The organism is Phyllobacterium sp. GQ127 (assembly GCF_059758635.1).
Window position 1 is genome coordinate 40,032 of sequence record NZ_JCAXDZ010000009.1, and the last position, 24,139, is coordinate 64,170.

20 protein-coding genes are annotated in these 24,139 nt (G+C 55.7%); 12 read left to right on the forward strand and 8 right to left on the reverse strand.

All coding sequences use genetic code 11. The features are described from left to right. The first annotated feature begins 8 nt into the window (after positions 1–8). From AC6CHM_RS22595 to AC6CHM_RS22620, 6 genes are all read left to right on the forward strand, one after another. Positions 9–719 (forward strand): hypothetical protein, encoded by a 711-nt coding sequence (locus AC6CHM_RS22595; protein WP_498175131.1) that lies wholly within the window; start codon positions 9–11, stop codon positions 717–719. Next, positions 716–1,822, forward strand: coding sequence for a helix-turn-helix domain-containing protein (locus AC6CHM_RS22600; protein ID WP_498175133.1), 1,107 nt, complete (start codon positions 716–718; stop codon positions 1,820–1,822). Before AC6CHM_RS22595 ends, AC6CHM_RS22600 begins: the two co-directional genes overlap by 4 nt. Before the next feature lie 6 nt (positions 1,823–1,828). Further along, a complete protein-coding gene (locus tag AC6CHM_RS22605) occupies positions 1,829–2,338 on the forward strand; it encodes a hypothetical protein (protein WP_498175135.1) in 510 nt (169 codons plus the stop codon). Further along, entirely contained in the window at positions 2,338–5,871 is a 3,534-nt protein-coding gene (drmA, locus tag AC6CHM_RS22610; protein ID WP_498175137.1) for a DISARM system helicase DrmA, read from the forward strand. Before AC6CHM_RS22605 ends, drmA begins: the two co-directional genes overlap by 1 nt. An 11-nt stretch (positions 5,872–5,882) precedes the next feature. Continuing rightward, a complete protein-coding gene (drmB, locus tag AC6CHM_RS22615; protein ID WP_498175139.1) occupies positions 5,883–7,754 on the forward strand; it encodes a DrmB family protein in 1,872 nt (623 codons plus the stop codon). 595 nt (positions 7,755–8,349) lie between these two features. Beyond that, entirely contained in the window at positions 8,350–8,736 is a 387-nt protein-coding gene (locus tag AC6CHM_RS22620; protein ID WP_498175141.1) for a hypothetical protein, read from the forward strand. Between the two features lie 352 nt (positions 8,737–9,088). Here AC6CHM_RS22620 and AC6CHM_RS22625 read toward each other — a convergent pair whose 3' ends face one another. The 5 genes from AC6CHM_RS22625 to AC6CHM_RS22645 all read right to left on the reverse strand — a co-directional run bounded on the left by AC6CHM_RS22625 (position 9,089) and on the right by AC6CHM_RS22645 (position 14,591). After that, positions 9,089–9,823 carry a response regulator transcription factor gene (locus tag AC6CHM_RS22625; protein ID WP_498175143.1) on the reverse strand — a complete coding sequence of 245 codons (735 nt, stop codon included), beginning with the start codon at positions 9,821–9,823 and terminating at the stop codon, positions 9,089–9,091. A gap of 141 nt (positions 9,824–9,964) precedes the next feature. After that, positions 9,965–10,735, reverse strand: coding sequence for a 3-oxoacyl-ACP reductase FabG (gene fabG / locus AC6CHM_RS22630; RefSeq protein ID WP_498175145.1), 771 nt, complete (start codon positions 10,733–10,735; stop codon positions 9,965–9,967). Positions 10,736–10,743: 8 nt separating this feature from the next. Next, positions 10,744–12,447 carry an acetolactate synthase catalytic subunit gene (locus AC6CHM_RS22635; protein ID WP_498175328.1) on the reverse strand — a complete coding sequence of 568 codons (1,704 nt, stop codon included), beginning with the start codon at positions 12,445–12,447 and terminating at the stop codon, positions 10,744–10,746. Positions 12,448–12,465: 18 nt separating this feature from the next. After that, a complete protein-coding gene (locus AC6CHM_RS22640; RefSeq protein ID WP_498175330.1) occupies positions 12,466–13,800 on the reverse strand; it encodes an aspartate aminotransferase family protein in 1,335 nt (444 codons plus the stop codon). A gap of 104 nt (positions 13,801–13,904) precedes the next feature. Further along, the gene (locus tag AC6CHM_RS22645; RefSeq protein WP_498175147.1) at positions 13,905–14,591 is read right to left on the reverse strand and encodes a GntR family transcriptional regulator; all 687 of its coding nucleotides are present in this window, start codon (positions 14,589–14,591) and stop codon (positions 13,905–13,907) included. Between the two features lie 212 nt (positions 14,592–14,803). On the opposite strand from AC6CHM_RS22645, the gene AC6CHM_RS22650 reads away from it, so the two are divergent. The 5 genes from AC6CHM_RS22650 (at position 14,804) to AC6CHM_RS22670 (ending at position 20,367) form a co-directional block, all read left to right on the forward strand. Next, on the forward strand, positions 14,804–15,910 hold the full coding sequence (locus tag AC6CHM_RS22650) for an ABC transporter ATP-binding protein (RefSeq protein WP_498175149.1): 1,107 nt from the start codon (positions 14,804–14,806) through the stop codon (positions 15,908–15,910). After that, positions 15,907–16,824, forward strand: a complete 918-nt coding sequence (locus AC6CHM_RS22655) for an ABC transporter permease (RefSeq protein ID WP_498175151.1) — start codon at positions 15,907–15,909, stop codon at positions 16,822–16,824. The genes AC6CHM_RS22650 and AC6CHM_RS22655 overlap by 4 nt, the downstream gene beginning before the upstream one ends. Continuing rightward, complete coding sequence (locus AC6CHM_RS22660; RefSeq protein WP_498175153.1) at positions 16,814–17,659, forward strand: ABC transporter permease; 846 nt, start codon at positions 16,814–16,816, stop codon at positions 17,657–17,659. The genes AC6CHM_RS22655 and AC6CHM_RS22660 overlap by 11 nt, the downstream gene beginning before the upstream one ends. A gap of 73 nt (positions 17,660–17,732) precedes the next feature. Continuing rightward, on the forward strand, positions 17,733–18,791 hold the full coding sequence (locus AC6CHM_RS22665; RefSeq protein ID WP_498175332.1) for an ABC transporter substrate-binding protein: 1,059 nt from the start codon (positions 17,733–17,735) through the stop codon (positions 18,789–18,791). Positions 18,792–18,819: 28 nt separating this feature from the next. Then, the gene (locus AC6CHM_RS22670; protein WP_498175155.1) at positions 18,820–20,367 is read left to right on the forward strand and encodes a M81 family metallopeptidase; all 1,548 of its coding nucleotides are present in this window, start codon (positions 18,820–18,822) and stop codon (positions 20,365–20,367) included. Here AC6CHM_RS22670 and AC6CHM_RS22675 read toward each other — a convergent pair. Both AC6CHM_RS22675 and AC6CHM_RS22680 read right to left on the reverse strand, forming a co-directional pair. Next, a complete protein-coding gene (locus AC6CHM_RS22675; RefSeq protein WP_498175157.1) occupies positions 20,360–20,881 on the reverse strand; it encodes a GNAT family N-acetyltransferase in 522 nt (173 codons plus the stop codon). The two genes, AC6CHM_RS22670 and AC6CHM_RS22675, sit on opposite strands and share 8 nt — an antisense overlap. A 35-nt stretch (positions 20,882–20,916) precedes the next feature. After that, positions 20,917–22,167 (reverse strand): 8-amino-7-oxononanoate synthase family protein, encoded by a 1,251-nt coding sequence (locus tag AC6CHM_RS22680; protein WP_498175159.1) that lies wholly within the window; start codon positions 22,165–22,167, stop codon positions 20,917–20,919. 446 nt (positions 22,168–22,613) lie between these two features. Between AC6CHM_RS22680 and AC6CHM_RS22685 the strand changes: the two genes are divergently transcribed. Further along, positions 22,614–23,144: a GNAT family N-acetyltransferase gene (locus AC6CHM_RS22685; protein ID WP_498175162.1), complete on the forward strand. Its 531-nt coding sequence runs from the start codon at positions 22,614–22,616 to the stop codon at positions 23,142–23,144. 236 nt (positions 23,145–23,380) lie between these two features. On the opposite strand, the gene AC6CHM_RS22690 is transcribed toward AC6CHM_RS22685, so the two are convergent. Beyond that, entirely contained in the window at positions 23,381–24,088 is a 708-nt protein-coding gene (locus tag AC6CHM_RS22690) for a response regulator transcription factor (RefSeq protein ID WP_498175164.1), read from the reverse strand. Positions 24,089–24,139 lie beyond the last annotated feature (51 nt).

A 24,139-nucleotide genomic window follows, 5' to 3' on the forward strand; every position in this document is an offset into this window, starting at 1 on the left:
GCGGGATAATGAATAGTCACGTCGAATGGGCCGTCATCAACCGGCTAAAAGCAATGTTGGACGAACCGCCGTCGACAAAGTTCAACGTGACCCAAACCTTTGCGCTTTTCAGTGCGGTGTTGTTATGGACGAAGAACCGAGGCTGGGTCGCGGGGAACAACGTGGGCAACGTGAACTTCGCTGATGCCGCTGATCAGGCCGCCCACAAATTTCGGCAGCTCCTCGGGAACGAAGTCATCACCTCGCAGCCATGGTCTTTGCCGCTCCAAGAGCCTCGATTTATCGTGGTAGTCGAGCATGAAGAAATTGCGGCAAATCCGATCAATGGCGACTTCAAGGACATGCCAGTCGAGAACTTCGTCAAGTGGTTACGCGACGCGTTTGGACATGGAGACGGCCGTACGATCCGACCGCTCCACAAGACAGGCAATCGCGGCGACCCAACTTGGCTGAGCGGTTTTCGCGTTCAATTCAATGAAACGCAGAACTCCAATCGAAAACTCGATCTCCATTTTTACGAAGCGGACATGAGACGCATCGGGTCGTTGCTCGCGGATCGATTTTGCATGGCCCTTGCTGCAGCGCCAACATATTACAATGAAGACGTTGCAACGCGCGTGCTTGAAGCTGAAAAAGTGGCGGAATGCGGAATCGATTTCGCAAGAAAATCTTGCAATCATAATTTTGCAAGACTATATGAGACTAGGAGTATCTCATGACCACGACCATCGGCGCACGCATCAAATCGCTCCGCGAACAGCGTAGACTGTCGCAGGAAGACCTGGCCGAGCAATTCGGTTTCAAGGACCGCCAAACTTTGTCGGCTATCGAAACGGGCGATCGCAAGGTCGCCGCGGATGAACTGTTGCGTGCCGCCCAGGTCTTCGGCGTGTCGATCGATTATTTCACTGATCCCTTTCTACTGGCTGGCGAAGGTCGGTTCTCCTGGCGACAGACGGGCGTCGATGGCAACCGGCTGCGCGGTTATGAAGAGTCGGCGGGTCGTTTGATCGCTGCATTCCGTACCCTTGCCCGCCAGACCGGCCACAAGCCTCCACTCATGCGGCCAGCGCTCAGTCTCTCGAAGCAGTCGAGCTTTGATGATGCGAGTGCTGCTGGCGAACGTTTCGCCGCTGAATGCGACCTTGGAGAAGTGCCTGCGCGCCGGCTGGCTGATGTCATGGCAGAAAAGCTAGGCATTTTGGTCTTGATAGTCGACCCGATCGAGGGTGTTTCGGGCGCGGCCTGTCGCCTGCCCGAACTGGACGTCGTGCTCATCAATCGCAACGAGATCACGGGGCGACGCCATTTCGATCTCGCTCACGAGCTCTTTCATATCCTGACGTGGGAGAAAATGCCGCCCGAACACATCGAGGAGGCCATGCCGAAGAAGCGCAGTCGCGTTGAGCAACTGGCGGACAATTTCGCATCGGCGGTCCTGATGCCTGGAGCTGTGCTGGATCGGTTTGGAGAATGGGGAAGTCTGACCGAAGAAAAATTGGTCGACCACCTCAATGAGGTGGCAGATGAGTTGCTGGTGACATCCCAGGCGCTCCGTTGGAGGCTAGTCGGCATGGGGCGTCTGAGTCGAGCGCAGAGTGATGCAATTTCCGACGAGGTCCTGAGAAACAATGGCCGGGTGAAACCCAATAAGCGGGAAGCGCCCCCACTTTTCTCCAAGCCATTTGTTCAGATCGTTGCTACCGCTTTGGATGAAGGCCAGACCTCGATGCGCCGGATTGCCTCGATCCTCGGCCTCGCCATTGACGATCTTGCCGAGCTGTTCGTATCCCATGGCGTTGAAGCGCCTTACGAGCTGTGAGGCTGCATGGCACGACACCATGGTAGCGTTCTCGTTGACACCAACGTCATCATCGAGTGTTGGCGTGTTTCTGCGTGGAAAGCGCTCTGTGGCGGCTACGCGGTTGAGACGGTCGGCGACTGTTTCATCGAGACGCAGACCGGCTACCAGCAGCGTCGACCCGAGGAGCAGATTGACAGTGAAGTGCTGACCAAAACGCTCGCGGCTGTTCATGCAGTCCATGATGTTGACCGCGCCGAGGCGGTGACCAAAGACCCGTCAATCGCTTACCTCGATGCTGGCGAACGCGCGCTCTGGGCACATGCGATCAGCTGCAAAGACGCTTGGGTGTTGTGTGGCCCGGACAAGGCCAGTCTCCGGATCGGCATTCGCCTTGGCCTCCGGGAACGTCTGGTGTCGCTTGAGCGATTGCTCGGCGATGTCGGCTTCAAGCCCAGGCTGGTCCTCAGGACCCCTTATACACAAAAGTGGCTGGATCAGACGTTGACGCAACTTGCGCAACTGGAGGGGAAGTAATGTCGAACAATACGCCCACGACATCGTCGCAAGATGCGCTGAGCATCCTCCCCAAGCCGGCAACCGCCGTCGAAGTTCGTGAACGCTTGATGGACCTATTGCGCCGCGATCTGGTCGGAGCGCATCCGGACCTCGATCCTGATCTCGACCGGGAGATCATTTCCGGTACCAGCCCCGCCACTTGGTACCTGACCGGCTTTCTCGCCCCCCGCCGCAAGGACAGCCGTGAACGTCGTGCCGAGAAAATTCTCGGAAATGGCGCAGCCGACGACGAAAAGGCAGAAGCCCAGCTTGATGCGCTGCGCTCGGCCGAGGGTATGGAACAGGGCGCACCTGGCTCCGGCAGCGCCGTCGATGACGGCGCGAGCGAGCGGCCGCCGATGCGTTCCTTTATTCCCTCTTCACTGGGACTGACGGTGCTGCTGCCGCGCTCGGCGAAGACGCTTCAAGCCCGCGTCACCTGGGGAGACTACGTCACCGAGCCGCCGCTCGACAAGGCCGTGTTTCTGCCCGACGAAAGAGAAAAAGCCGTCCAGGCCGGTGAGCAGCCGAAGGAGCCACCAAAAAGTTCGCTGGATTGGCGGAGGATTCCGCGCGAAGAACGCCTGACTATCGATCTGGTCTCGCTTCAGGAGGGTATACCCCAGCAGATCGTCGTGCCGGAAAGCGCGGCTCCGCAGGTGCCCGGCGGAGGTCTTGAACTGGTGGTTACCATTCGGCCGGCCCAGACGGCAGGCATCGATGGCATCCGAGACGATGTTCTGGCAGTCTCTGTCTTTCTGGTGAACGCCCGCCCGGAAACTTATCGCCGCTTCGGCGACATCGCTTTTTGCTTCCAGGCTCGCGTCGAGCTGCATACCGTCGATGGCTTTGCTCCCCGCGACGACCGTGCATCCTACGATGCCCAGGATTTCGATGAACGCCTTGCCGACCTCCATTATCGCGATGTCTGCTCCTTTGCAGTGGGTCACAACACCTCCGCTGACTGGTGTGCGCCTGACGAGCGTGGTCAGATCGTCACCGTCTTCACCAATCCCATCCCGACCCAAGAGGTGGAAAAACTCGATGCCGATATTCCCGTTCCCGGGGTGGAGCGGAGCATGGAAGAACTGGAAAAGGCGGCGGGGAATGTTTCCGGCCTAAAGGCCGCACTTTCCGCCTTGCCAGTGGAATATGCCAAATGGGCCGTCGCGCAGGATGGGTCAATTGCCAACGTCTCAGGAGCGCGCCGTCAGGACGTCGCACGCGACTGTCTGGTGAAAATCCGCGGGGCCTGCCGCCGCATCGAAGGCGGCATCGATCGTATGGTGAATGACCCGGCGAGCCGCGAAGCCTTCCGCATCATGAACAAGGTGATGGCGCGGGCGAACCGCCAGCGGGCTGCAGCCGCCAACAAGAAGCCGCTGACTGCGCAACACGCACCGACCTGGCGCTTGTTCCAGCTCGCCTTCATCCTTCTCAACCTCGACGGCTTGGCTGACCCCGGTCACGAAGACCGCCCGATTGTCGATCTGCTGTTCTTTCCAACAGGTGGCGGCAAGACCGAAGCCTATCTGGGCCTCGCTGCCTTCGCCATCGTCCGTCGCCGTCTGGCCAATCCCGGCCTTGAAGGTGCGGGGCTGTCGGTCGTGATGCGCTATACGCTTCGGCTTCTGACACTCGACCAACTGCAACGCGCGGCCGGTCTTGTCTGCGCGCTTGAATTGGAGCGAAAGGCCAATCCCGAGCTCGGCACCTGGCCCATCGAGATCGGGCTCTGGGTTGGCGGTGGCGCGACCCCCAACGCGCTCGGCGACGCAAAGAACAAGAACCCAAGTACAGCCGTTGCCTGGTTGGCGGAGCACCGCAGCCGAAATGGGCCTGCACCGGCCCCGATGAAGAACTGCCCCTGGTGTGGTGAGCGCTTCAACAAGAACAGTTTCCAGATTCACCCAAACCTCACGAAGCCGCAACGCCTGGATATTCGTTGCGACAATCTGGACTGCGAGTTCTCTGGTGCTGACCGGCTGCCGATCGTCGTCGTCGATGATGAGATTTATCGTCGTCTTCCGGCCTTCATGATCGCTACCGTCGACAAGTTTGCCAGCGTTCCCTGGGAGGGGCGTGCCGGCGCATTCTTCGGTCACGTCGCACGCTCGGATTATTCCGGGTTCTACGGTGCCGGTGAGAGCGAGGGGACCCGCATGTCGCGGGAACTGAGGCCTATCGACCTGATCATCCAGGACGAATTGCATTTGATCTCCGGGCCGCTCGGCACGATCGCTGGCCTCTACGAGACGGCATTCGATCTGCTGGCCTCGCGCCAGATCAATGGCGAGCGTCGTGGCCCGAAGATCGTGGCGTCCACGGCCACGGTCCGCCGTGCGGAAACCCAGATCAAGAACCTCTTCGGTCGCTCGAAGACCGCGATCTTCCCGCCTCCGGGCATTAGCCGCCACGACTCCTTCTTTGCCACGGTCGATCGGGAAACCCCGTCGCGCATCTATGCCGGGATCGCGTCACCGGGGCGCGGGCCGAAACTGGTCTATCTTCGCGCGTTACAGACCATCCTCTCCGGTGCCGCTGCGCTTTCGACTGGCAAGGACAATGATCCTGCCGACCCCTATCTGACTGCGCTCTGTTACTTCAACGCTCTCCGAGAACTCGGAGGCGCGCGGCGTATCGTCGAGGATGAAGTGCGGACGCACCTCACCAGCTACGGTACCAGTCGCGTTCGCAAACAGCCAAGCGGCCGGCCCTTTGCTGATCGGGCGTTGCGTGAAGTGCAGGAGCTGACATCGCGTTACAGCACCGACCAAGTGTCGGAGGCACGCACACGGCTGGGCTATCCGGTCTTGGACAAGAACGCGGTCGATGTCGCACTGGCCACCAACATGATCTCTGTGGGTCTGGATATCGGCCGCCTCGGTTTGATGGTCGTGCAGGGACAGCCGAAGACCGCTGCCGAATACATTCAGGCGACATCCCGCGTCGGCCGCGAAGCCTCCAAGCCCGGTCTGGTCATCACGCTCCTCAACATCCACAAGCCGCGAGACCGGACGCATTACGAACAGTTCCGCGCCTTTCATATGTCCTTCTATCGCGCGGTGGAGGCGACAAGCGTCACACCATTCTCTCCGCGAGCTCTGGACCGTGCGCTTGCCGCAACACTGGTGGCCGGCACGCGCCATGTGGAGCCTGACCTGAGCCGGAACGATTTCGTTGACCGGCTGAAGGACAATCCAGCTGCCTACGCCAAGGTCCGCAAAATCGTTGAAGAAAAGATGGCGGTGGCAGAGCTCGAGCAAGAATTGGTCGACAGGTGCCTAGTTCGGCTCGATGAACTGCGCGATGCGTGGATATCGATTGCCGACAGACAGACGGAGAACGGGGATCGCTTCGTCTACGCGAAAGCTGAGCCAGTCCAGCGGCTTCTTCAAGACAGCTTGGGTCTACGCGGAAATAATTTCTTCATCGCGGCGCGATCAATGCGCGATACCGAACCGGTAGCGCTACTGAAGATCAGGAGGCCTGACGGCCGCATGTTCGAGTAGCGGGAAGAATCATGGCAGACATCACACAAAGCTTTAGCCAATTGCTTTTGACCTATGGCCCAGGCGCTATGCTTGACCTCCCGGATCAGGCCGTGATCGTGTCGGGGCTACAGGGATGGCGCTATGGCCCCAACATGAAGACCGTTGCCGAGGATCGGCTCATTGCCCTTCTTCGCGATCAGTTGGGCGACAAGCTGAGCCCGACGTTCTTCGGCCTTCGCCAGCCGCCAGAACAGGACGAGGAGCGACGTGATGACCGCGCACCCGGCGTCGAAGTCCTGCTCTTCCCGAGCTGGTTTACCGTAGACGAGGATGGCAACTCTTCTGATGGCGATGGCGATATGGCAGCGACCAACATCGAGAAGCGCCGACGGATGGTTGAGTTTGACCATCTGACTGTGACCAAGGGTGGGAAGCTTTCCTACAAGGACGATCGCGGAAAGCGCCGCGAGGTGAATCCCATACGCTTCGTCGCCGCCTGCACGAAAGGACATCTCCAGGACATTGGCTGGCGATATCTAGTTCATCGCAACGGCGATCAGGCTTGTCGCAAACCGATGTACTGGGTTGAGCGTGGCGTTAGCTCTGATCCGTCGGATATCTCTGTCCGCTGCACCTGCGGTTCGATGCTGACCATGGCGGACCTCTACAAGCCGAAGTTCCTCGGCACCTGTCGCGCCGAAAGTCCGTGGCTCCAGCCGCAGAGGCTGCACGACGAAGAATGCGGCATTGATCTGCGCCTATTGCCAAGGTCTGCCACCAACACCTATTTCGCTCAGACTGTCACGGTCATTTCGCTGACTAATTCGGATAGCCGCGTTCGACAAACGGTTCAGGAACATCGACCGACCATCGACTCGATTCGAGCGTTGCCAAACTTCATAGATGTCCTTCGCAGTTTGCCGCACACCAAGGAGGCATTTTCAGAGTTTTCAGACGCAGACATTTTGAGGGCGCTCGATGAGGAAGCCGGGGACGCTCCTGCATCTGCAAATCCTCGCATTGCCGAGTTCGACATCCTGGCGTCTGGCGCTCGATTTATTGGACACGACGGTCCTGCGTCGCACCTCTTCGCCGAAACCATGCCCATTGACGAACTAGAGCTGGATCAGCTTTGGCGGGATTTTCTGGCGGGGGTCGTCAAGGTTCATCGGCTTCGAGAAGTAACCTGCCTATATGGATTCACGCGCCTTGAGCCGCCCCCAACGGCCGCGGAGAGCGAGTTGGATGAAATCCAACTCGCTGTTGACGGGGCTGACCTTGCTCGGAACGTCGAATGGCTTCCGGCGACAGAGCAGTTCGGCGAGGGCATCTTTCTCCACGTGAACCCTGACTTTCTGAACCTGTGGCGCAATCAGGCTGCAGTGGGCGAGCGGACGCTGGTCTTGAAGGAGGGGGAAAGGCTCGACGCCGAACGGTTCGGTCGACCTCCTTCCCATCTAGGAATTGCGTACTGGGCTCTCCATTCACTCTCCCACGCGCTGATGTCCGAGCTTTCATTGGAATGCGGCTACCCGCTCTCATCCTTGAAAGAGCGTGTCTATTCCAGCGGTGCCGGGCAAGCCGATCGATATGGACTGCTGATCTACACGTCTACGGCCGGTGGTCAAGGAACTCTTGGCGGGCTCAGCGGTATGGCGCACCGTGTTGGCGAGCTGCTGACCCGTGCAATGAAGCGACTGGAGTTATGCTCGAACGACCCAATCTGCGCTGAGCATTCTCCCGATGGTGACCATGACGACAGACACCTTCATGGTGCTGCATGCCATGCGTGTTTGCTCATACCGGAGACATCGTGTGAAGCCCGCAATACGCGGCTCGACCGCGGATTGCTTGTCCCGACCATTGTTGGCTCGCATTTCGCGTGCGTTGAAATTCCTTGAAACGAGCAAGCGGGGGAAGATTGTGGCAGATACGCTGAATATCCCTGAATGGACGTACTATGCTAAGAAGGGGCGGGCTCGACCCGCTCGGCATGCAAAACAGCAGTGTGACCCTCTTTCAGCTGCTTATCCTGCGCGGTCTGCTGGTCGGGACTGGGTACTTTTAATCGCCAACGCCAAGATGACAGTTCGACGGAAAATTCTGTCGAGAGGGTCGATTGTCCCCGATGGTTGCTGAAACCACAGAAAAAATTTTGCGTTGATTTTCCCTTTGAAATCAAAACGTAGCATTTTGACAGGCCCGGCGTCGGAGTTTTCTCGTCGCTGAAATAAATTTACAAGCATTTTCAGTTAGTTATATACTGTTTAAACAATAGAGTGGGACTGGGCAACCCGGTCCGCTTCATCGAGGCTTTCGTCGATGGCATCGATTTTAACGCCGCTAGCTTCGCGCAAGTAGCGGCGAACGACCCGACCGGCCGGATTTTGATCCGGCCGGTTTGCTCTGGATGCACATATACGACTATGTGAATCGGATGCACTCTGGCCGCCGCCTGAGGCCAAGACGCATCGCAACATTGAGGCCTTTCGGCGGGTGAACTGTTCGGCCTTCAGGAAGCTCGTCCGCGAATTTGCTATCCTGTGCCGCAGTTCGACCTTTTCGGGCGGGCAGGAGTTGCGGGCGGTCGATGGCACGCGCATCAAGGCGATCAATAACAAAAACCGCAACTTCACCTGCGTCACTGTCAAAGTTCATCCGGAGGCCGACGAGAAGCTGGCTGACTACATGGAGCGTCCCGATGACGGCGATGTCGAGGAAGCGTTGATGGCAAGAGGGCGATTCCGGGCTGCGGAGATGGCAAGCTCGCCGAGAAGATCGCAGCGATCCGGGGCAAGCGTGCCCCTGCACAAGGCCCTGCTGGAGGAATTGGACGCCCGCACCATGGCGTGCTTCGTGTCCACGGCAAGTCGGACATTATAAAAAGCGCGTCAGCCGCCGTTTCGTAGTTGCTAGCAATACCCTTGCTCGTCGACGTTATCGTTCCGTCGATAGCTGGCCGTCTTGGAGACATGTTCGGAAAGACACGTATTCTCTCCGGGATACTATTCCTGTTCTGCCGGTGATCAAACCGAACCGGTCCTGTTGTCTGCTACCATTGCTGTGAAAATCCGCAGCTCTGCCTAAAAAGATCTCTCATAATTCGAAGGTGGCCTTTGTCAGGAGGCCCGCAAATTCAAATGCATGTCGGAAGCCCGATCGGAAGGAAAGACAAAGATTCTGTTTTACGCTGCCCCATGAACCGCGACGCAGACATTAATCGGCTTCGTCCGGCTCAAAAGGCGGTTATGTCCTGGGTGGGAATGGCTGATTCCAAAATATAACCACAAGAACGTACAGTTTTGATTGGACAGGGGCAGCGGTCCGTTTCCAGAGATTTTCTCAAACGGCTCACGTGGACATCGACCCTTCGGGGATCCACACGCTCTTTCGCTTGGTCCCACAGCACATCGGTAAGGTCCTCACGACTGTGGACGCAATTTGGATATCGCAGCAAATGACCAAGCAGCCGAAACCCGATCGGCGACACGTCGAGCCTGCGACCATCCAACGTGACGGTACGAGCGTCAAGATTGATAGCAAGAGGGCCTTGGCTCAGAATATTCGGAGTATGCGGCAAAGGCTGCCCTGCTGCTTCCTTGGTTCCCGGCGTAGCTCCGCGCAGAAAATGCAAAAGGTTGTCCGGAACCAGCGGCCGAACGAGCCCATCATTGACTCCGGCTTTTAATAATTTCACAAATTGATCCGCTTTGCCCGGACCTATCAGCGCGGCGATCGGGATAGCTTTGGTTGCATCCTCGGTTTTGATCTGTCGACAAAGCTCGATGGCATCAAAGTTTACGGCCGAACAATCGAGGATGATTGCGTGCGACCGAGCGCCGTTTGACACGCCGGCAATTTCCGACAGCGCACCGACTAGAAGGCATCGATAACCCTCCGCCGCAAGTATGTGTCGCAAGAGCATATAAAGCTCGGGATCCTCTGAACACAATACAACTGCCGGTTTCATCTTGGGATTTGCCTTTCATCGAATAGTCGCAATAGCAATGCGGACCGATTACTTTTTCCCTTTCTTCCGGCCTCGCCTTGTTCTTATCGAAATAGCGTGACCAAGCCCCTGTTCTACGGCATATCCCTTCTTAACGGCGCCTTATGGGGCAACAAATTCGCCGCCGTTGATATCAATCGTTGCGCCATTTATAAATCCCGACGTTTTGCCAGCCAGAAACGCGATAAGACTGGCCACCTCATCAGGCTTGCCAAAACGCCGCAATGGAATCCGGTCCAGGGCCGCCAGATTTGATGCACTAACAGCCGATCCTGTCATGTCAGTCATTATTCGACCGGGCGCCACAATGTTGATGGTAATGCCTTTTATCGAAAAAGGCTCGATCAGGGCTCTCGCCAAGCCGGCCAGCGCTGCTTTTGAGGCAACATAGCTTGCTCCGGCAATCTTTGGACGTCCGCGAGCAGCCACAGAACCCACGAGAACGATGCGGCCAAACCGGTTCTTGGCCATCCCGGGCAGCACAGCCTGGCAGCACAACATCGCGCCTGTCAGGTTCGTGGAGATGACCTTATCCCATTCATCCAGCGCGATGTCGGTAAATGGCACGGCGCCATTCGGCCCTTTTGGTGAGATACCCGCGTTACAAACGAGAACAGAGGGTGCTGTCCATGCGGCAGTCACCTCGGCAAAAAATGCGCGGATCATCTCGGGCTCCACGATGTCGGCGGTGCCGGCAAAGACGTTCTCTGGTCCGAATTCTCTGCCGAGCGCGGTTTCAGCCGCAATGACATGATCTTTGCTCTGACTGAAAACGGCGACCCGGTGCCCCGAGCTGAGCAGAGCGCGGGCTGTTTCAAAACCGATACCGGAGGTTCCGCCAGTAACGACAGCGACGGGAGGACATTTGCTCATGATGGTGCCTAGTCCTTGCCTGCAAATAAGGAAAGTGGCGGATAGGCATCAGGATCGGTCATTATCTCAAGCAGAAGCGGATACTGACCCTGTAATCCCTGCTTCAGTGCCTGAGCAAGATCCGATGGGTCGCTGATACGGGCAGACCTGCAGCCGCAGGCCCGCGCGATAAGGCTATGATCGACGTTACCCAAATGACAGGCACTGGTGTACTGGCCAAATTTGACCGTTTCCGCGTCCCGCTGAAATCCGAGAATTCCATTGTTGAGAACGATGATCGTTATAGGCAGATGTAAGCGTACCATTGTCTCAATCTCTGCCCACGCGTGGGCAAATCCTCCATCGCCCACAATGCACACGACCGGATCGGACGGCCGTGCGGCCTTGGCGCCCAGAGCCAGAGGCAGGCCCCAGCCGAGCCCCGCCAGACCGCGCGGTGTGACAAATCGCATACCAGATGACATGGCACGTAGTTGTCCCGCGACCCACATGGATGAATAGCTCGCATCGGCTACCACGATCGTTTGCGGTGTGAGCAATGCCTGCAATTCGGTCATTACCCGTTCCGGTCTTATCGGAGACGCCTTCGAGAAAGCGTGTTGATGGTTTTCTGCTTCAAACCGTTCCCAGCACGATGCAATACGTTCGGCAACGCTTTGGCGTGAGCCAGAGCGCAGGGTTAAATCCCCGTTGAGCAGTTCCGTTCGCAGCAGCCGTAATGTCTCACACACGTCGCCGACAAGACGCAGCGCTTCGTAAGTCCGTCCGATTTCCACAGGATCAATATCGATATGGATTACCTTTGTACCTTTGGATATTTGACGCCAATTATCAGTGCCATTCTGATTGGTTCGTGTACCAACCAATACAAGCACATCAGCTTCCGCGACAAGCGAAGCAGTGTGCCTACCCAAGGCACCTGGACCGACGAGTGCACCCAGCACACCGGCCGACAAAGGATGGTATTCGTCCACCGCTCCCTTGCCCATGTTGGTGGTCAAAACAGGAATGGCACAGTCTTGTTGCAGTGCTGCAAGCACGCTGGCCGCACCACTGCAATGAATACCGCCTCCAGCGACAATAACAGGTGAGCGAGCAGCCGCGATGAGCGCGGCTGCCTCACTGATCTGCGCGTCTTGTGGGCAGGGACGGTCGAGTGGCCACGTTCCCAGGGTCATAGTCCGGGAATAGGAAGGTTCCACCGTCTTTTCGCGCAAAAGATCGGCGGGCAGAAGCAGCACTGCTGGTCCCGGACGTCCGGACCCGGCAACGGTAAACGCGGCGTCGATATAATCGTCTATTCGCTCGGCAACGATCACTTTGCGCACCCATTTGGCGCAGGTCTGGAACAATCCCAATTGATCCAATTCCTGAAACGCATTGCGATCGGCCTGGTTACGCTCCACATCCTGAACCAATGCGACGATGGGAATACTTGCTTTCAGCGCCTCTGCCAGCGGCGGCACAAGCAAAGTAGCGGCCGGCCCGTTCTGAGCCGCTACAACGCCTACCCTGCCTGAGCAGCGCGCATAACCATCGGCCATGGCTCCGCCCATATTTTCCTGGCGATAGGCAATTTGTCGAATGCCAAGTGCCTCGGCCGCAAGAATCACCGCGGACGGCAGGCTTTGAGCAAATATTTGGCTGACACCGTGACGTTGAAGCGCGAGCGCGATCCGTCCGGCAACTGTGTGCTGTAACATAGAATTCATCATCATTCCCTGGCTCGTTCATGGGGTGACATCGAGAAAGTCGCCGAGCGCGGCGATGATCTTGTCAATGTCGGCTTGGGTCATCGCGGTGGACAAACACGCTGCTGCGCCATTGGGTAGTAAAATTCCCCGCTCGCGGAAAAATGCCGACATGCGCGTCATCATGGCGGCACCATCGGCGTCAAGATATGCCTGCCTGAAATCGGTGGGGATTGTGGGTCGGGGATGTATCCGAAAAAGCGAAGCGTCACCGGTAATACTGAATGAGGCACCCTGACGCCTGATTATCGCCGCCATCTCGTGCCGTATGTACTCGCCCATTGCAGCAAGCTCATCGAACTTTGCCGGGGTCATTGCCTGCATGGCGACATAACCGGCGATCATGGAAATCGGATTGGCTGAAAAGGTCCCTCCCTGTGGCAAGGCGGGTTTTCCTCGCAGTGTGCTGAAGACCTCCATCACCTCCGTGCGTCCACCGATCGCCCCGATCGGAAAGCCGCCCCCTATGATTTTTCCCAACGCCACAAGGTCCGGGACAAGTCCATGACGTGCGCTGGCTCCGTGAAACCCCTGCCGGAGGTTCAGCACCTCGTCAGCGATAATGAGAATATCGTATTTTCTTGCGACGCGGCCAAGCATTTCCACAAAGGAGGGATCAGGATGGAGCAAACCTGCCCTGCTGGGCATGAGGTCAACCAGGATACAGGCAAGTCTGTCGGCGGACTCACTGAGGCGTTTCTCGGTGTTGGCGGCATCGTTAAACGGGTAAACAATCACGTCGTCACGAACTGACGGTGGAGCACCGCGATAGGCTGGCACCGGGTAAGGGTGTCCGGCTGGCCCCCAGTTGGAATTGTTATTGCTTTGCCCTACTTCCGCCCAGTCATACGCCCCGTGAAAGGCTCCTTCCGCACGAGCAATAGCCGTTCTGCCGGTAAAGGCGCGCGCGGCCTTGATAGCAAACATGACCGCTTCGGTGCCGCTGTTGACAAAGCGAATATGTTCCACCGCCGGAATGCGGGTTGCGAGAAGTTCGCCAAGAGCGATTTCGCTTTCCGTTGGATTGGCATAGCAGGTGCCGTCCCAAAGCGCTGCGGTCACCGCTTCGACCACCGGCCTGAAGCCGTGGCCGTGAATGAGGGTGGTAAAATTGTTGTTGAGATCCAGAAAACGCCGGTCGTCGACATTGATCAGATAGGCGCCCTCCCCGCGTCTGACATAAGAGGGATGGGGTCGCCTCTCTACCGTCACCCGGGTCGTCCCGTCCGGAAACACGTGGAGTCCACGCTCATACAGCCGCATGGAGGCTGCACTCTCGTGCAACTCTTGCGGCAATGCATCCAAATTTGCCATCATTGTCCATCCCGATGATCCGCGCATTGGCGGCTTGCTATTTTGTTGCAACAAAAAGCATGGAAATAAAAATGATGCAACAAAAATGTCGCATACAAGCTGTTTTATATGATATCGGCGGCTTTTCCTGCCTTTTTCAGCCTGCGAAAACCATCCCGGATGTCGCTTTCGATAGCGGCACGTAAGCCCGGGCCATCGTTTTCGGCCACGGCTTCGATTGCAGCTCGATGGTTGTGCACCCCGTATTTTGCCTCCGCAAATTCTGGATAGAGACCGTTGAAGGACGGGCCGATCCTAAGCCAGAGTGGCTCGATCATCGCCAGCAGGCGAGGCAGGCCTGACAGGCCATAGATAAGAAAGTGAAATTCCTTGTTGTGCCACAACGCGTCCGTATAGCGCCGCTGCTCGAGTGCAGCATCGATCATCACCTGAATCTTCTCCAATTGCGAAACGGTGTCTGCCGTGGCTCGCATTGCCGCGCGCTCGGCTGCCAATCCCTCCAAAGCCAGCCGTATCAAGGTAATTTCTTCAAGTGCGAGGGCATTCAGATGCGGCACGATGACCGTTTTTGCCCCTGTGTAGACGAGCGCGCCGTCGATGGTCAAACGGTTTATGGCATCGCGCGCGGGTGTGGAGCTAACCCCAAGAGCCTCTGCTGCTGCGCGCACCGTCAGCTTGTGCCCGGGCTGGTAGGCGCCACGGATCAGGCGCTCTTTCAGCTTGTCGTAGGCTATATCCCCTAGACGAATCTGTTGCATGCTGGGAGCCATATTTTCCGACGGTGTGTTCATGATCATTCCCCACGTTGACATTGTAAATATTTTGTTGCATCAAAATACAAAAATGATGCAATAGTTTTCTAATGTGACATCACAATGTCATATCACTTTCCGGAGCATTCGTCCTCTGGGGAAATTGAAAAACGGTCGATCGTTGAGATCGCGGCCGTGCAGCCGCGCTTTGTCACGGCAAGTGCGCATAAGCCTATGTGGAGGAGACAGCAATGATCGGACGGGCGCTTGGGCTCAAGGAATTGCAAAAGTATTACGGTCAGACACAGGCAGTAGCTGATGTGACATGCCACATCGAAAGCGGCGAGTTCCTCTCCATCCTTGGTCCGTCGGGATCAGGCAAATCCACGCTGTTAACGTTGATTGCGGGTTTCGAGACGCCCAGTTTCGGATCCATCACAATCGGTGGCGCAGACGTTACTTGTTTTGCGCCCAACCGACGCAACATAGGAATGGTCTTCCAGAAATATGCTCTGTTTCCACATATGACTGTCGCACAAAATGTCGGATTCGCCCTGCGCATGCGACGTGTATCCAAACGGGAGATATCGGCGCGCGTGGAAAATACCCTGCGCCTGGTCCAACTGGATAATTTGGAACAGCGTTATCCAAACGAGTTGTCCGGAGGCCAGCAGCAGCGCGTTGCCTTGGCCAGAGCCCTCGTTTTCGAACCGCCCGTTCTTCTGATGGACGAGCCGCTGGGCGCCCTCGACAAAAGCCTGCGCGAGGCAATGCAGCTGGAAATCAAGACACTTCAGAAAAAAGTCGGCGCAACCGTTGTCTACGTGACGCACGATCAGGATGAGGCGCTGACAATGTCAGACCGCATAGCGGTCATGGCCGATGGTAAACTGGCGCAGGTCGGTACGCCGCTTGAACTCTACACGCGGCCAAGAACGGCTTTCGTTGCGGATTTTATAGGCAAGATGAATTTCCTTGATGCGGAATTTCTGGGCTGGAGCGACGGTTTTGGCACGATACGTCTTTCAGACACATCGACGCTCAAGGTTCCACTGCACAATTTCACAGCGCACGCGACATTGAGCAAGGGCGCGTGGATCCGCATCGCTATACGCCCAGAATCATTGAGTTTTGTTCAACCGCAGCAAGCACGGAACGCCATCACCGGCCATGTCGAAGCAAGCATTTTTGTCGGCGCGTCTCGCAAGATTCTCGTCCGCTGCGTTTCCAGAGGAAACCCCATCATTCAGGTGCAGTTGGGCGCAGCAGATCCGGTCCCATCCGTCCAAGCGGGGGACGCCGTCGCTCTTTGTGTCGATGTGGGATCGATGCAGATATTCCCGGTAATTGAGGCATGACCACTGTGACAGATCGTTTCAACCTTCGTTCTCTTGGTAAAAGCGGCCCACAAAGCTGGTTTGTTCCACGATCCGCTGGCCACTATTCGCCGCTTGTCACATTGATGCTGTTGTCGCCGCTGCTTGTTCTTCTGCTCATCGGCTTCCTCTATCCGATAGGCTATCTGGTAAAGCTTAGTCTCTTCAGCCCGCTTCTCGACTTTTCACACTACCGGCGCATGGTGGAGGAACCGCTTTATCTCGACGTCTTGCTGCGTACCGCCAAGATTGCCCTTGTCGTGATGGTGGCGAGCCTTTTGTTGGGTTATCCAATTGCCTATATGATGGCCCGTGCAAAGAGACGCTTTGCGACACTCGTGACGATGTGCGTGCTGATCGCGCTGTGGTCTCCCGTCCTCGTAAGATCCTATGCCTGGATCGTGCTTCTGCAGCGTAACGGCGTCCTGAACTCGATTTTCAGACAAACGGACATCACCGAAACCGGGATTAAAATGCTCTATACAGAGGGCGCCGTGATCCTCGCCATGACTCATGTTCTCATGCCATTCATGATCCTGCCGATTTTTGCCGCCTTGCGTTCAATCCCTCGCCAATATGCGCAGGCAGCACGTAATCTTGGCGCTGGCCCCATTGCAGCATTCATGCGTGTCACGCTTCCGCTAAGCTTGCCAGGCGTGTTTGCCGGATGTGTGATGTGCTTCATCCTGGCATTGGGTTTTTACGTCACACCTGCACTCGTCGGAGGGCCCGGTACGTTGATGGCTGCCACGCTGATCGGGCAGCAGGTCACTGTTCTTCTCGACTGGCCCTTTGCAGCGGCTCTGGCAACGATGCTCCTGGGGCTGACGCTTCTTCTCGTTCTTATCTTCAAGCGGGCGCTCGCAACCAACAAAGGATTTCACAGTGTCAACTGAACAAGCGATCCTGTCCACTCAAGCCGCAATTGCTGTCATGGGCCGAAGCCACTCTACCTGCCGACGGACCCTTGCGAGGTTGGCCATTGGGCTAATAATCGGTCTAATCCTGATGTTTCTTATCGTGCCTACTTTGATCGTCATCGGAATTTCGGTCGGATCTTCATCGGTCATTCAGTTCCCCCCTTCCGGATTGAGTCTGCGCTGGTACCAAGCCTATTTCGATGATCCCGCATGGCTGGCTGCAACTTTCTTCAGCCTGAAAATCGCACTGGCGACCACAGCGACTGCGACTCTCGCCGGAACATTGGCGGCGATCGCAATGGTACGGGGCTCCCTGCCCGGCAAGCAGATAATCCAAGCAGTCGTCATCGGCCCTCTCATAATCCCCCATATCGTCTTTGGTGTTGCACTCTTTTTGGTCTTCACCCCGCTTCACCTGACAGGTAATTTTATTGGGTTCCTTGTCGCGCATACAGTATTGGCTGTACCTTACGTCTTTATCAGCGTAACGGCGTCGTTGCAGCGTTTTGACGTCTCGCTGGAACTGGCGGCACTCAGCTGTGGTGCCAACCGGGCACAGAGCTTTTATCACGTGGTACTGCCCAATATTTTGCCTGCCGTTTCGACCGGCGCTGTTTTCGCATTTCTGGCCTCTTTCGACGAGGCGACTGTGGCTTTTTTTCTCTCCGACGTGGGCGGCCAAACCATCAGCAGCAAGATGTTCGAGGATATCGATTTTAATCTGACGCCTGTCATAGCCGCCATCTCCACTGTCCTTACGGCCATCTCGATCTTGCTAATGGCCCTCATTCACAAGACGAAGGGCCGCTGAGAATAAGGCCTTGTTTATCAGTACAACAGCCCGTGGGAAGCAAAAGGATCAAGTTATGCGAATGCGTACAAACATGTGTTGGTTTCGACCGAAAATCCTGTTAGGGGCGGTCGGAATTTCGTGGCTGGCAGCCGGAAGTGGTGCTGACGCGGCCGATCAGGTCGTCATTGCAACGACAGGCGGAGCCTATGAACGGGCACTCAAAGAGGCCTGGTTTGATCCCTTTACGAAACAGACTGGAATCAAGGTGGTGACCGTACCTGGGTCCAACGCGCAAATGCGCGCCAAGGCAGCGGCTATGGTGCAGGCTGACAATGTCACCTGGGATCTTTATCTGCAGGGAGAAATTCAGGCTAGTTCAGAGCAGCATCGTCAATCGGCGCAAGACATAAGCAGCTTTTGCAAACAATTTTCTGACCGCGCCGACCTGCCGGAAGACGCTTGCACGGCCGCCGGTGCCCGGCTTTTGTCAAATGCAACATTGCTGGCGTACCGCACCGACACATTCGCGGGACGGGCTCCGGAAAGCTGGGCAGATATGTGGAACACAGACCAGTTTCCTGGCGGCCGCTCCTTTCCGAATTTCGACGATCCGTGGCGTGTCATGGCCGCGGCCCTGCTTGCAGACGGCGTTCCTCGCAAATCGCTTTTCCCGCTTGATATAGATCGTGCGCTCAACAAGCTGGAGCAAATACGCCCGGCAATATCATTATGGTGGAAAAGCGGCGACCAAAGTGTCCAGGGCTTCCGCAGCGGCGACTATACGATGGGACAAATTTGGCTCACCAGGGCGCAGGCATTGAAAAGTGAAGGGCAACCCATCGCATGGTCGTACAAAGCCTCTTTTCTTGTTGCTGACCGTATTGCCCTTATCAAAAAAGCCCCACATCCCGATAACGCCCTCAAGCTAATCGCTTATTGGCTCAATTCACCGGAGGCACAGGCGAAGGTATGTGAGGCACTTTCATGTACGCCTCCTTCCAGTACCGCGCTCACCATGATGTCACAGAGCGCGCGCAACGCCATGCCCAGTGCCGAAGAGCTCCAAGATTCCGTTGTCGTTCCTGATGCCAAATGGATCAATCAAAACGCGGTCGGGATGCTGGAGCGCTGGAATGCATGGATTCAATGAGATCACCGAAAACGAGGAAAACTAGAGAATGAAACACAATTCAATGCGTGTTCTGGTTGGACGCCTGTGGCATGAATCAAATGGATTCAATCCGAAAGTGACGATTGAGGACGATTTCCAGATTGTGGAGAATGAAACACTGATCAAGGCTGCGGCTTCATCAGGCTCAACGCTTTCAGGAATCATCGGACAGCTGCAGCTGCGCCAAGCGGAGGTGATTCCGAGCGTGTCGGCAATAGCAGCGCCCGGTGGGCGCGTGGACCACGTATTTTATGAAAAAATGAAGGCGAGGCTTCTGGACGACATCGAACGCCACAAGCCGGACGCCATTGCACTGGAACTTCATGGGGCAATGGCGACTACGCAGCTGGACGATGCGGAGGGAGATCTTCTTGCCTGCCTGCGTGCCGGTGTCGGCAACGCCGTTCCGATAGCGATCGGGCTTGATCTGCATGCCCATGTAAGCACGGCCATGCTCAACGCGGTCGATATTTGTATTGCCTGCAAGGAAAATCCACATTCGGATGTGATCGCCTGCGGCCATAAGGTTGCTGACTGTCTTCTTGCGGTGCTGGAGGGGAGCTTGTGTCCCGTGACGACGATGGCCAAGGTCCCCATGATTCTCCCCGGAGCCGCCGAGACCGCGTCAGGTCCCCTTTTCGAAATGCATGAAGAGGCGCGGCGACTGGCTGATGCAGACGATGCGATATGGGACATATCGCTGTTCAATGTCTTTCGCTATTGCGACGACGCTGATATCGGGCAGGCAGCCGTGGTGCTTGCGAACAATAACAACCTGAGTGGCGACGCTGCGGCTTCACTTGCCAATGCGTTCTGGCACAAGCGTGACCGCTTTCAAGATGATTTGCTGTCTATCAACGAGGCGCTGTCCAGGATTTCGGTTATGCCCGGTGACCGTCCCTTTGTTCTTGCCGATATGGGTGATCGCGTTCTCGCGGGAGCACCCGGTGACAGCACGGCCATTTTGCAATCTGCGCTGGAAAGAAGGGACGAACTGCGCGGAGCAATGACGGTCACAGACCCGGGATCCGTCGAGGCCGCGATCGAAGCTGGCATCGGTCAAGAGGTTTTGCTCGATCTTGGCGGAAAGATCACTCCCAACTTCCGGCCCTTGCCTGTCAAAGCCACGGTCCTCCATGTCAGCGACGGGAACTTTATTCTTGCCGGCCCCTTTCAAGGTGGAGAGCCAAGCGCTTTGGGCCCCAGTGCAACGATACTCGTCGACAACCGTCTGAATGTGGTCGTGACAACCAAACCTGCTTTCAGCCATGATCCAGCTGTTTTCACCACCCAAGGGGTTAACATCGAGTTGCTCGATTTTATCGTCGTCAAATCCGGTTATCATTTCAAGTTGAACTTTGCCGGGCGTGCCACACCCTTGCTCGTGCGCACTCCTGGCATTGGCTACTACACCAAAGGGTCGCTCAACTATAAGAACGCCCGTTTTTGGCCAGAGCACAGTATCGCCGATCCGATCGCTGTCAGCCGGGCCTTTCAGCGCAAAAGGCTTTGCGCAGATCAGGCAGGTAAGGAACCGGCGAGCAATTTCACATGATCCTCTCATCTGCCTCAAGCTCATAGCGTTGGTACGTGATGCCACGCTCACGGCACATCGCCGTGTAAGTAAAACCAAGCTTCTGCAGGACCCGCGCGGATTGCGGATTGGTCGGCCGCACCAAACCGACCAATTTGGAAAGCCTGCAATGCGCAAATGCAAATTGGACAATCCTGGCCGCGGCTTCCGTTGCCAGCCCCCTTCCCGAGGCCTGTGTGGTGAAACAATAACCGATCTCCACATCTTTTCCATCGAGATTGCGCAATCCACAACGTCCGGCAAAATTACGGTCGCCACTGGTTTCTTTTTCATAGACAACGAAGAAACCGAACCCAAACCGTTGCCACTCGTGCAAATAAAGTGTCAATCGTTCGTCCGATTGAGCTCGCGACATCGCCACTCCGTTTGAAGTAAGCCGCACGACCAGTGGGTCATTGTGAAGCCGATAAAGTTCTGCCGCGTCGAATTGTTGAACGGGACGCATGTACAGGCGCTCTGTTTCGATAAGCAACATATTTTCTCCTTATGCCTCCTCGACGGCGGCCGTGATCAAGGCGCAGCCGGTCCAATGGTTTGAAGGATGGATTCCGATAGTGAAATAATTTCTGCCTGACTGTGGCCGGCAGTCGGACAGATACGAAGTCCTGCCTGCCCTTTGGCAACGGTTGGAAAGAACACCGCCGACGTATAAAAGCCCTGGTTCAGGATTGCTTTGGCAGCACCGATGGCTACCAGCTCATCACCGATTTTGATCGTTCTGATAGGTAAAACAGTGCCGGCAAACTGCGTGGGAACCAGGTCGTCGAAAAGTCTAATTCGTTCTCTCAAACGGTTTTGCAGCATGCCAAGCTCAGGAGTCCGATGCAAAGCTTCCGAAGCGAGGGCAGCACCGATCGCTGCCAGATTGGGAGAGGCCGAAAAGGCGTGAGGAAGTGAAAAACGTCGAAAAAGCTCTGCTTGACGGGAGGTTCCAAGCATCAATATGCCACCTGATGCACCAAAGCCCTTGCCAAGGGACGCTGCGATGATCGTGCGCGCTCCCAGACTGTCGCTGGCTTGCGAGCGCGCATAGCCCTCTCCCCTCTTGCCAAACAACGAAATCCCATGGGCGTCATCAATATAAAGGAAAAGACCATAACGCGCTTGCAGCTCAAGAAGCAGATCCACAGGTGCCGCGCCGCCCATTGAATACACACCGTCACATATATATGCGACGCAACGATGTTTGCGGCAGATGTCCTCCAACGACTGCAGGTCGTTGTGCTCAATCGTAATCACCTCCGTTTCTTCGGCCAGCGTACCTTTATGGAACGCGAGCGTTGCATGCGCCAGCCGGTCAAAGACCATGACCGGCTTGATGCCATCCGTCAGATGACCTGATGCCAAAAGAGGCAAAGCTCCCATATTGGCAGCAAGGACGGACGAATACGCGATGACATTGGCTGCGAAAAGACTGGACAGCGCCTCTTCCAATTGTCCAAGGAGGTCGAAATTGAGGCGGGTGCGGGCGCAGGACCAATGCAATGCGCCGCTTTGCGTCACAGCTTCCAATGCACCTGCAATAATTTTAGGGTGATTATCGAGCCCTAAATAAGAACAGCGGACAAAATCGACGACTCGGCATCCCTTTTCCGCACCAGTGGCCAGCTCAACTGCACGACCAGCGAGGGGCCGGGCATATACAGCCATGAGCCCCTGTAGATGTGCCGCAGCAAAATTCGAGCCAGCACTATCGATCATTCTGGTTGTATTGCGGTGACGCCGAATTGTCTGCGACGCGATATTCCGTTGTCCAGTCATGTTTTCTTCCTTGAAAGGAGCGATGAATCCGAGAAACTTTCAAGGTGATTTTATTACGCCTGAGGATAAAACCTATAAATTAATGGCGAATACTTATGAAAATACCATCGTAAAAGTGACAACTTCTGCCTTATACGAAGTACGACTGCAATAAAAAGTAGATTTAATGGATTTAATGAAGAAATATTGTAGACATTGACAGCATATCCCGGTCGCTCTGTGAATACCAAATGTAGATGCAGAGTCCTAGAGAAGTTTCCTCTTCGCTAGGCGCTAGCTGCACGTCCAAATGTCGATTTTACAGGTGGATAAGAGTCTCTCGACATCTTCTAACGGCAAGTGCTCATCGACGTCGGTATGAAATTAGGATGGTCCGTAGCCGCCATGAGGCGTCAGAGTCCTTCATCTGCGCTTGACCACATTGCAGACATTTCCAATATTAGGATATGGAACTTACAACACCACGTCTCCGCCTGCGTCATTGGCATCCGAACGATCGCGAACCTTTCTATGCAATTAACTGCGAACCTAATGTGCAACGACACCTGACTCCATTGGACCACGAAGGTTCGGATCGGATGCTTGATAAAATTGATACGCAATTCGCCGAGTACGGTTGGGGGTTCTGGGCGCTTGAAGAACGCGAAAGCGGGAAGCTAATCGGTCTGTGCGGGCTCGCTCACGTTGGATTTAAAGCGTTCTTCGCGCCGGCGGTTGAGATTGGATGGCGGCTCTCTACCCCCTGGCATGGTAAAGGATTAGCTTTCGAGGCCGCAGATCGTGCACTGGATTTCGCTTTCAGCACGGTAGGTTTGTCGCGCGTAGTCAGCTTCACAACGCCTGCCAACACGGCTTCCTGGGGCCTTATGGAACGGCTCGGTATGACGCGCATCGGGGAATTTGATCATCCTAACCTGGCAACCACTCATCCATTGTCCAGGCACTTGGCCTATGAAATCCGTCACATTGCTCGATAACAATTCTCAAGAACCATCTTGGTCGATCATCCGTCCTGATTTCAGGAATTATTGGTAACGGCACCAACCTGGTTAGACCAAGAAGCAAAGACATCATATATTTCGCACGCTGTCATAAAATGGGCGAGGAACCTAAACTTCTCAATCGAGGAAGGCCGGTCGCACCTCCAGAGAACAAGCCCTTCATCGCGCCAAAATATGGTAACCACCTGAGCGACCGGGCTAAGCTATAGAAATTATGCTCTGTTATACATGGCATATCCTTCTGATCTCACTGTGCGAATGAGATTGTGACCGGTTTCTCTGGTCAGCAACCGGCGCAGCCTACCAATGTGAACATCGACAGTTCGCAACTCAACGAAAATGTTATTTGGCCATGCCGCACGAATGAGATCATCCCTGCTGAAGACCTGGCCGGGCAATCGAGACATCTCGCGAAGAAGTTTGTATTCTATCGGGCTAAGGTGGATGTCCTTGCCATCACCGCGTTGCACGCGATGCTGGTCTGCCAAAATCTTTATTTGCCCAAATGAGATGATATTGTCGTCTTTCTCGTCATGATTGTCCTGTCCTTTGCGAGAGGAAACCGCCGAATGCATATAGGGTAGAAACAATTCAGGAGAGATCGGGCGCACAAATGTCTGGTCAATGCCCGCTTTCAGCAGTTCAAGGTAGCCCTGTTTGGATTCGTTTGTCACAAAAGCAAAAATTGGCACATTGTCCATCGACTCGTGGGATTTGAGTTGCGCGCAAATGGCAGAAGCGAAGGTTGAGTGCGGCTGGCAATCCAGTATTACTGCCGATACGTCACCCATTTCCACGCGTTGGACCGCCTCATTGGTTGACTGTGCCATGTCGGTTTTAAAACCATGGATTTTCAGCACGTATCTGAGAAAGAGACAAAATTCAGCGTCGGTCGAACAGATTAATATCAAAGCATGCATTTTCTGTTTCCCGTAATTATGCCATCAGTGTTGCACAATTTGATGCCAAGG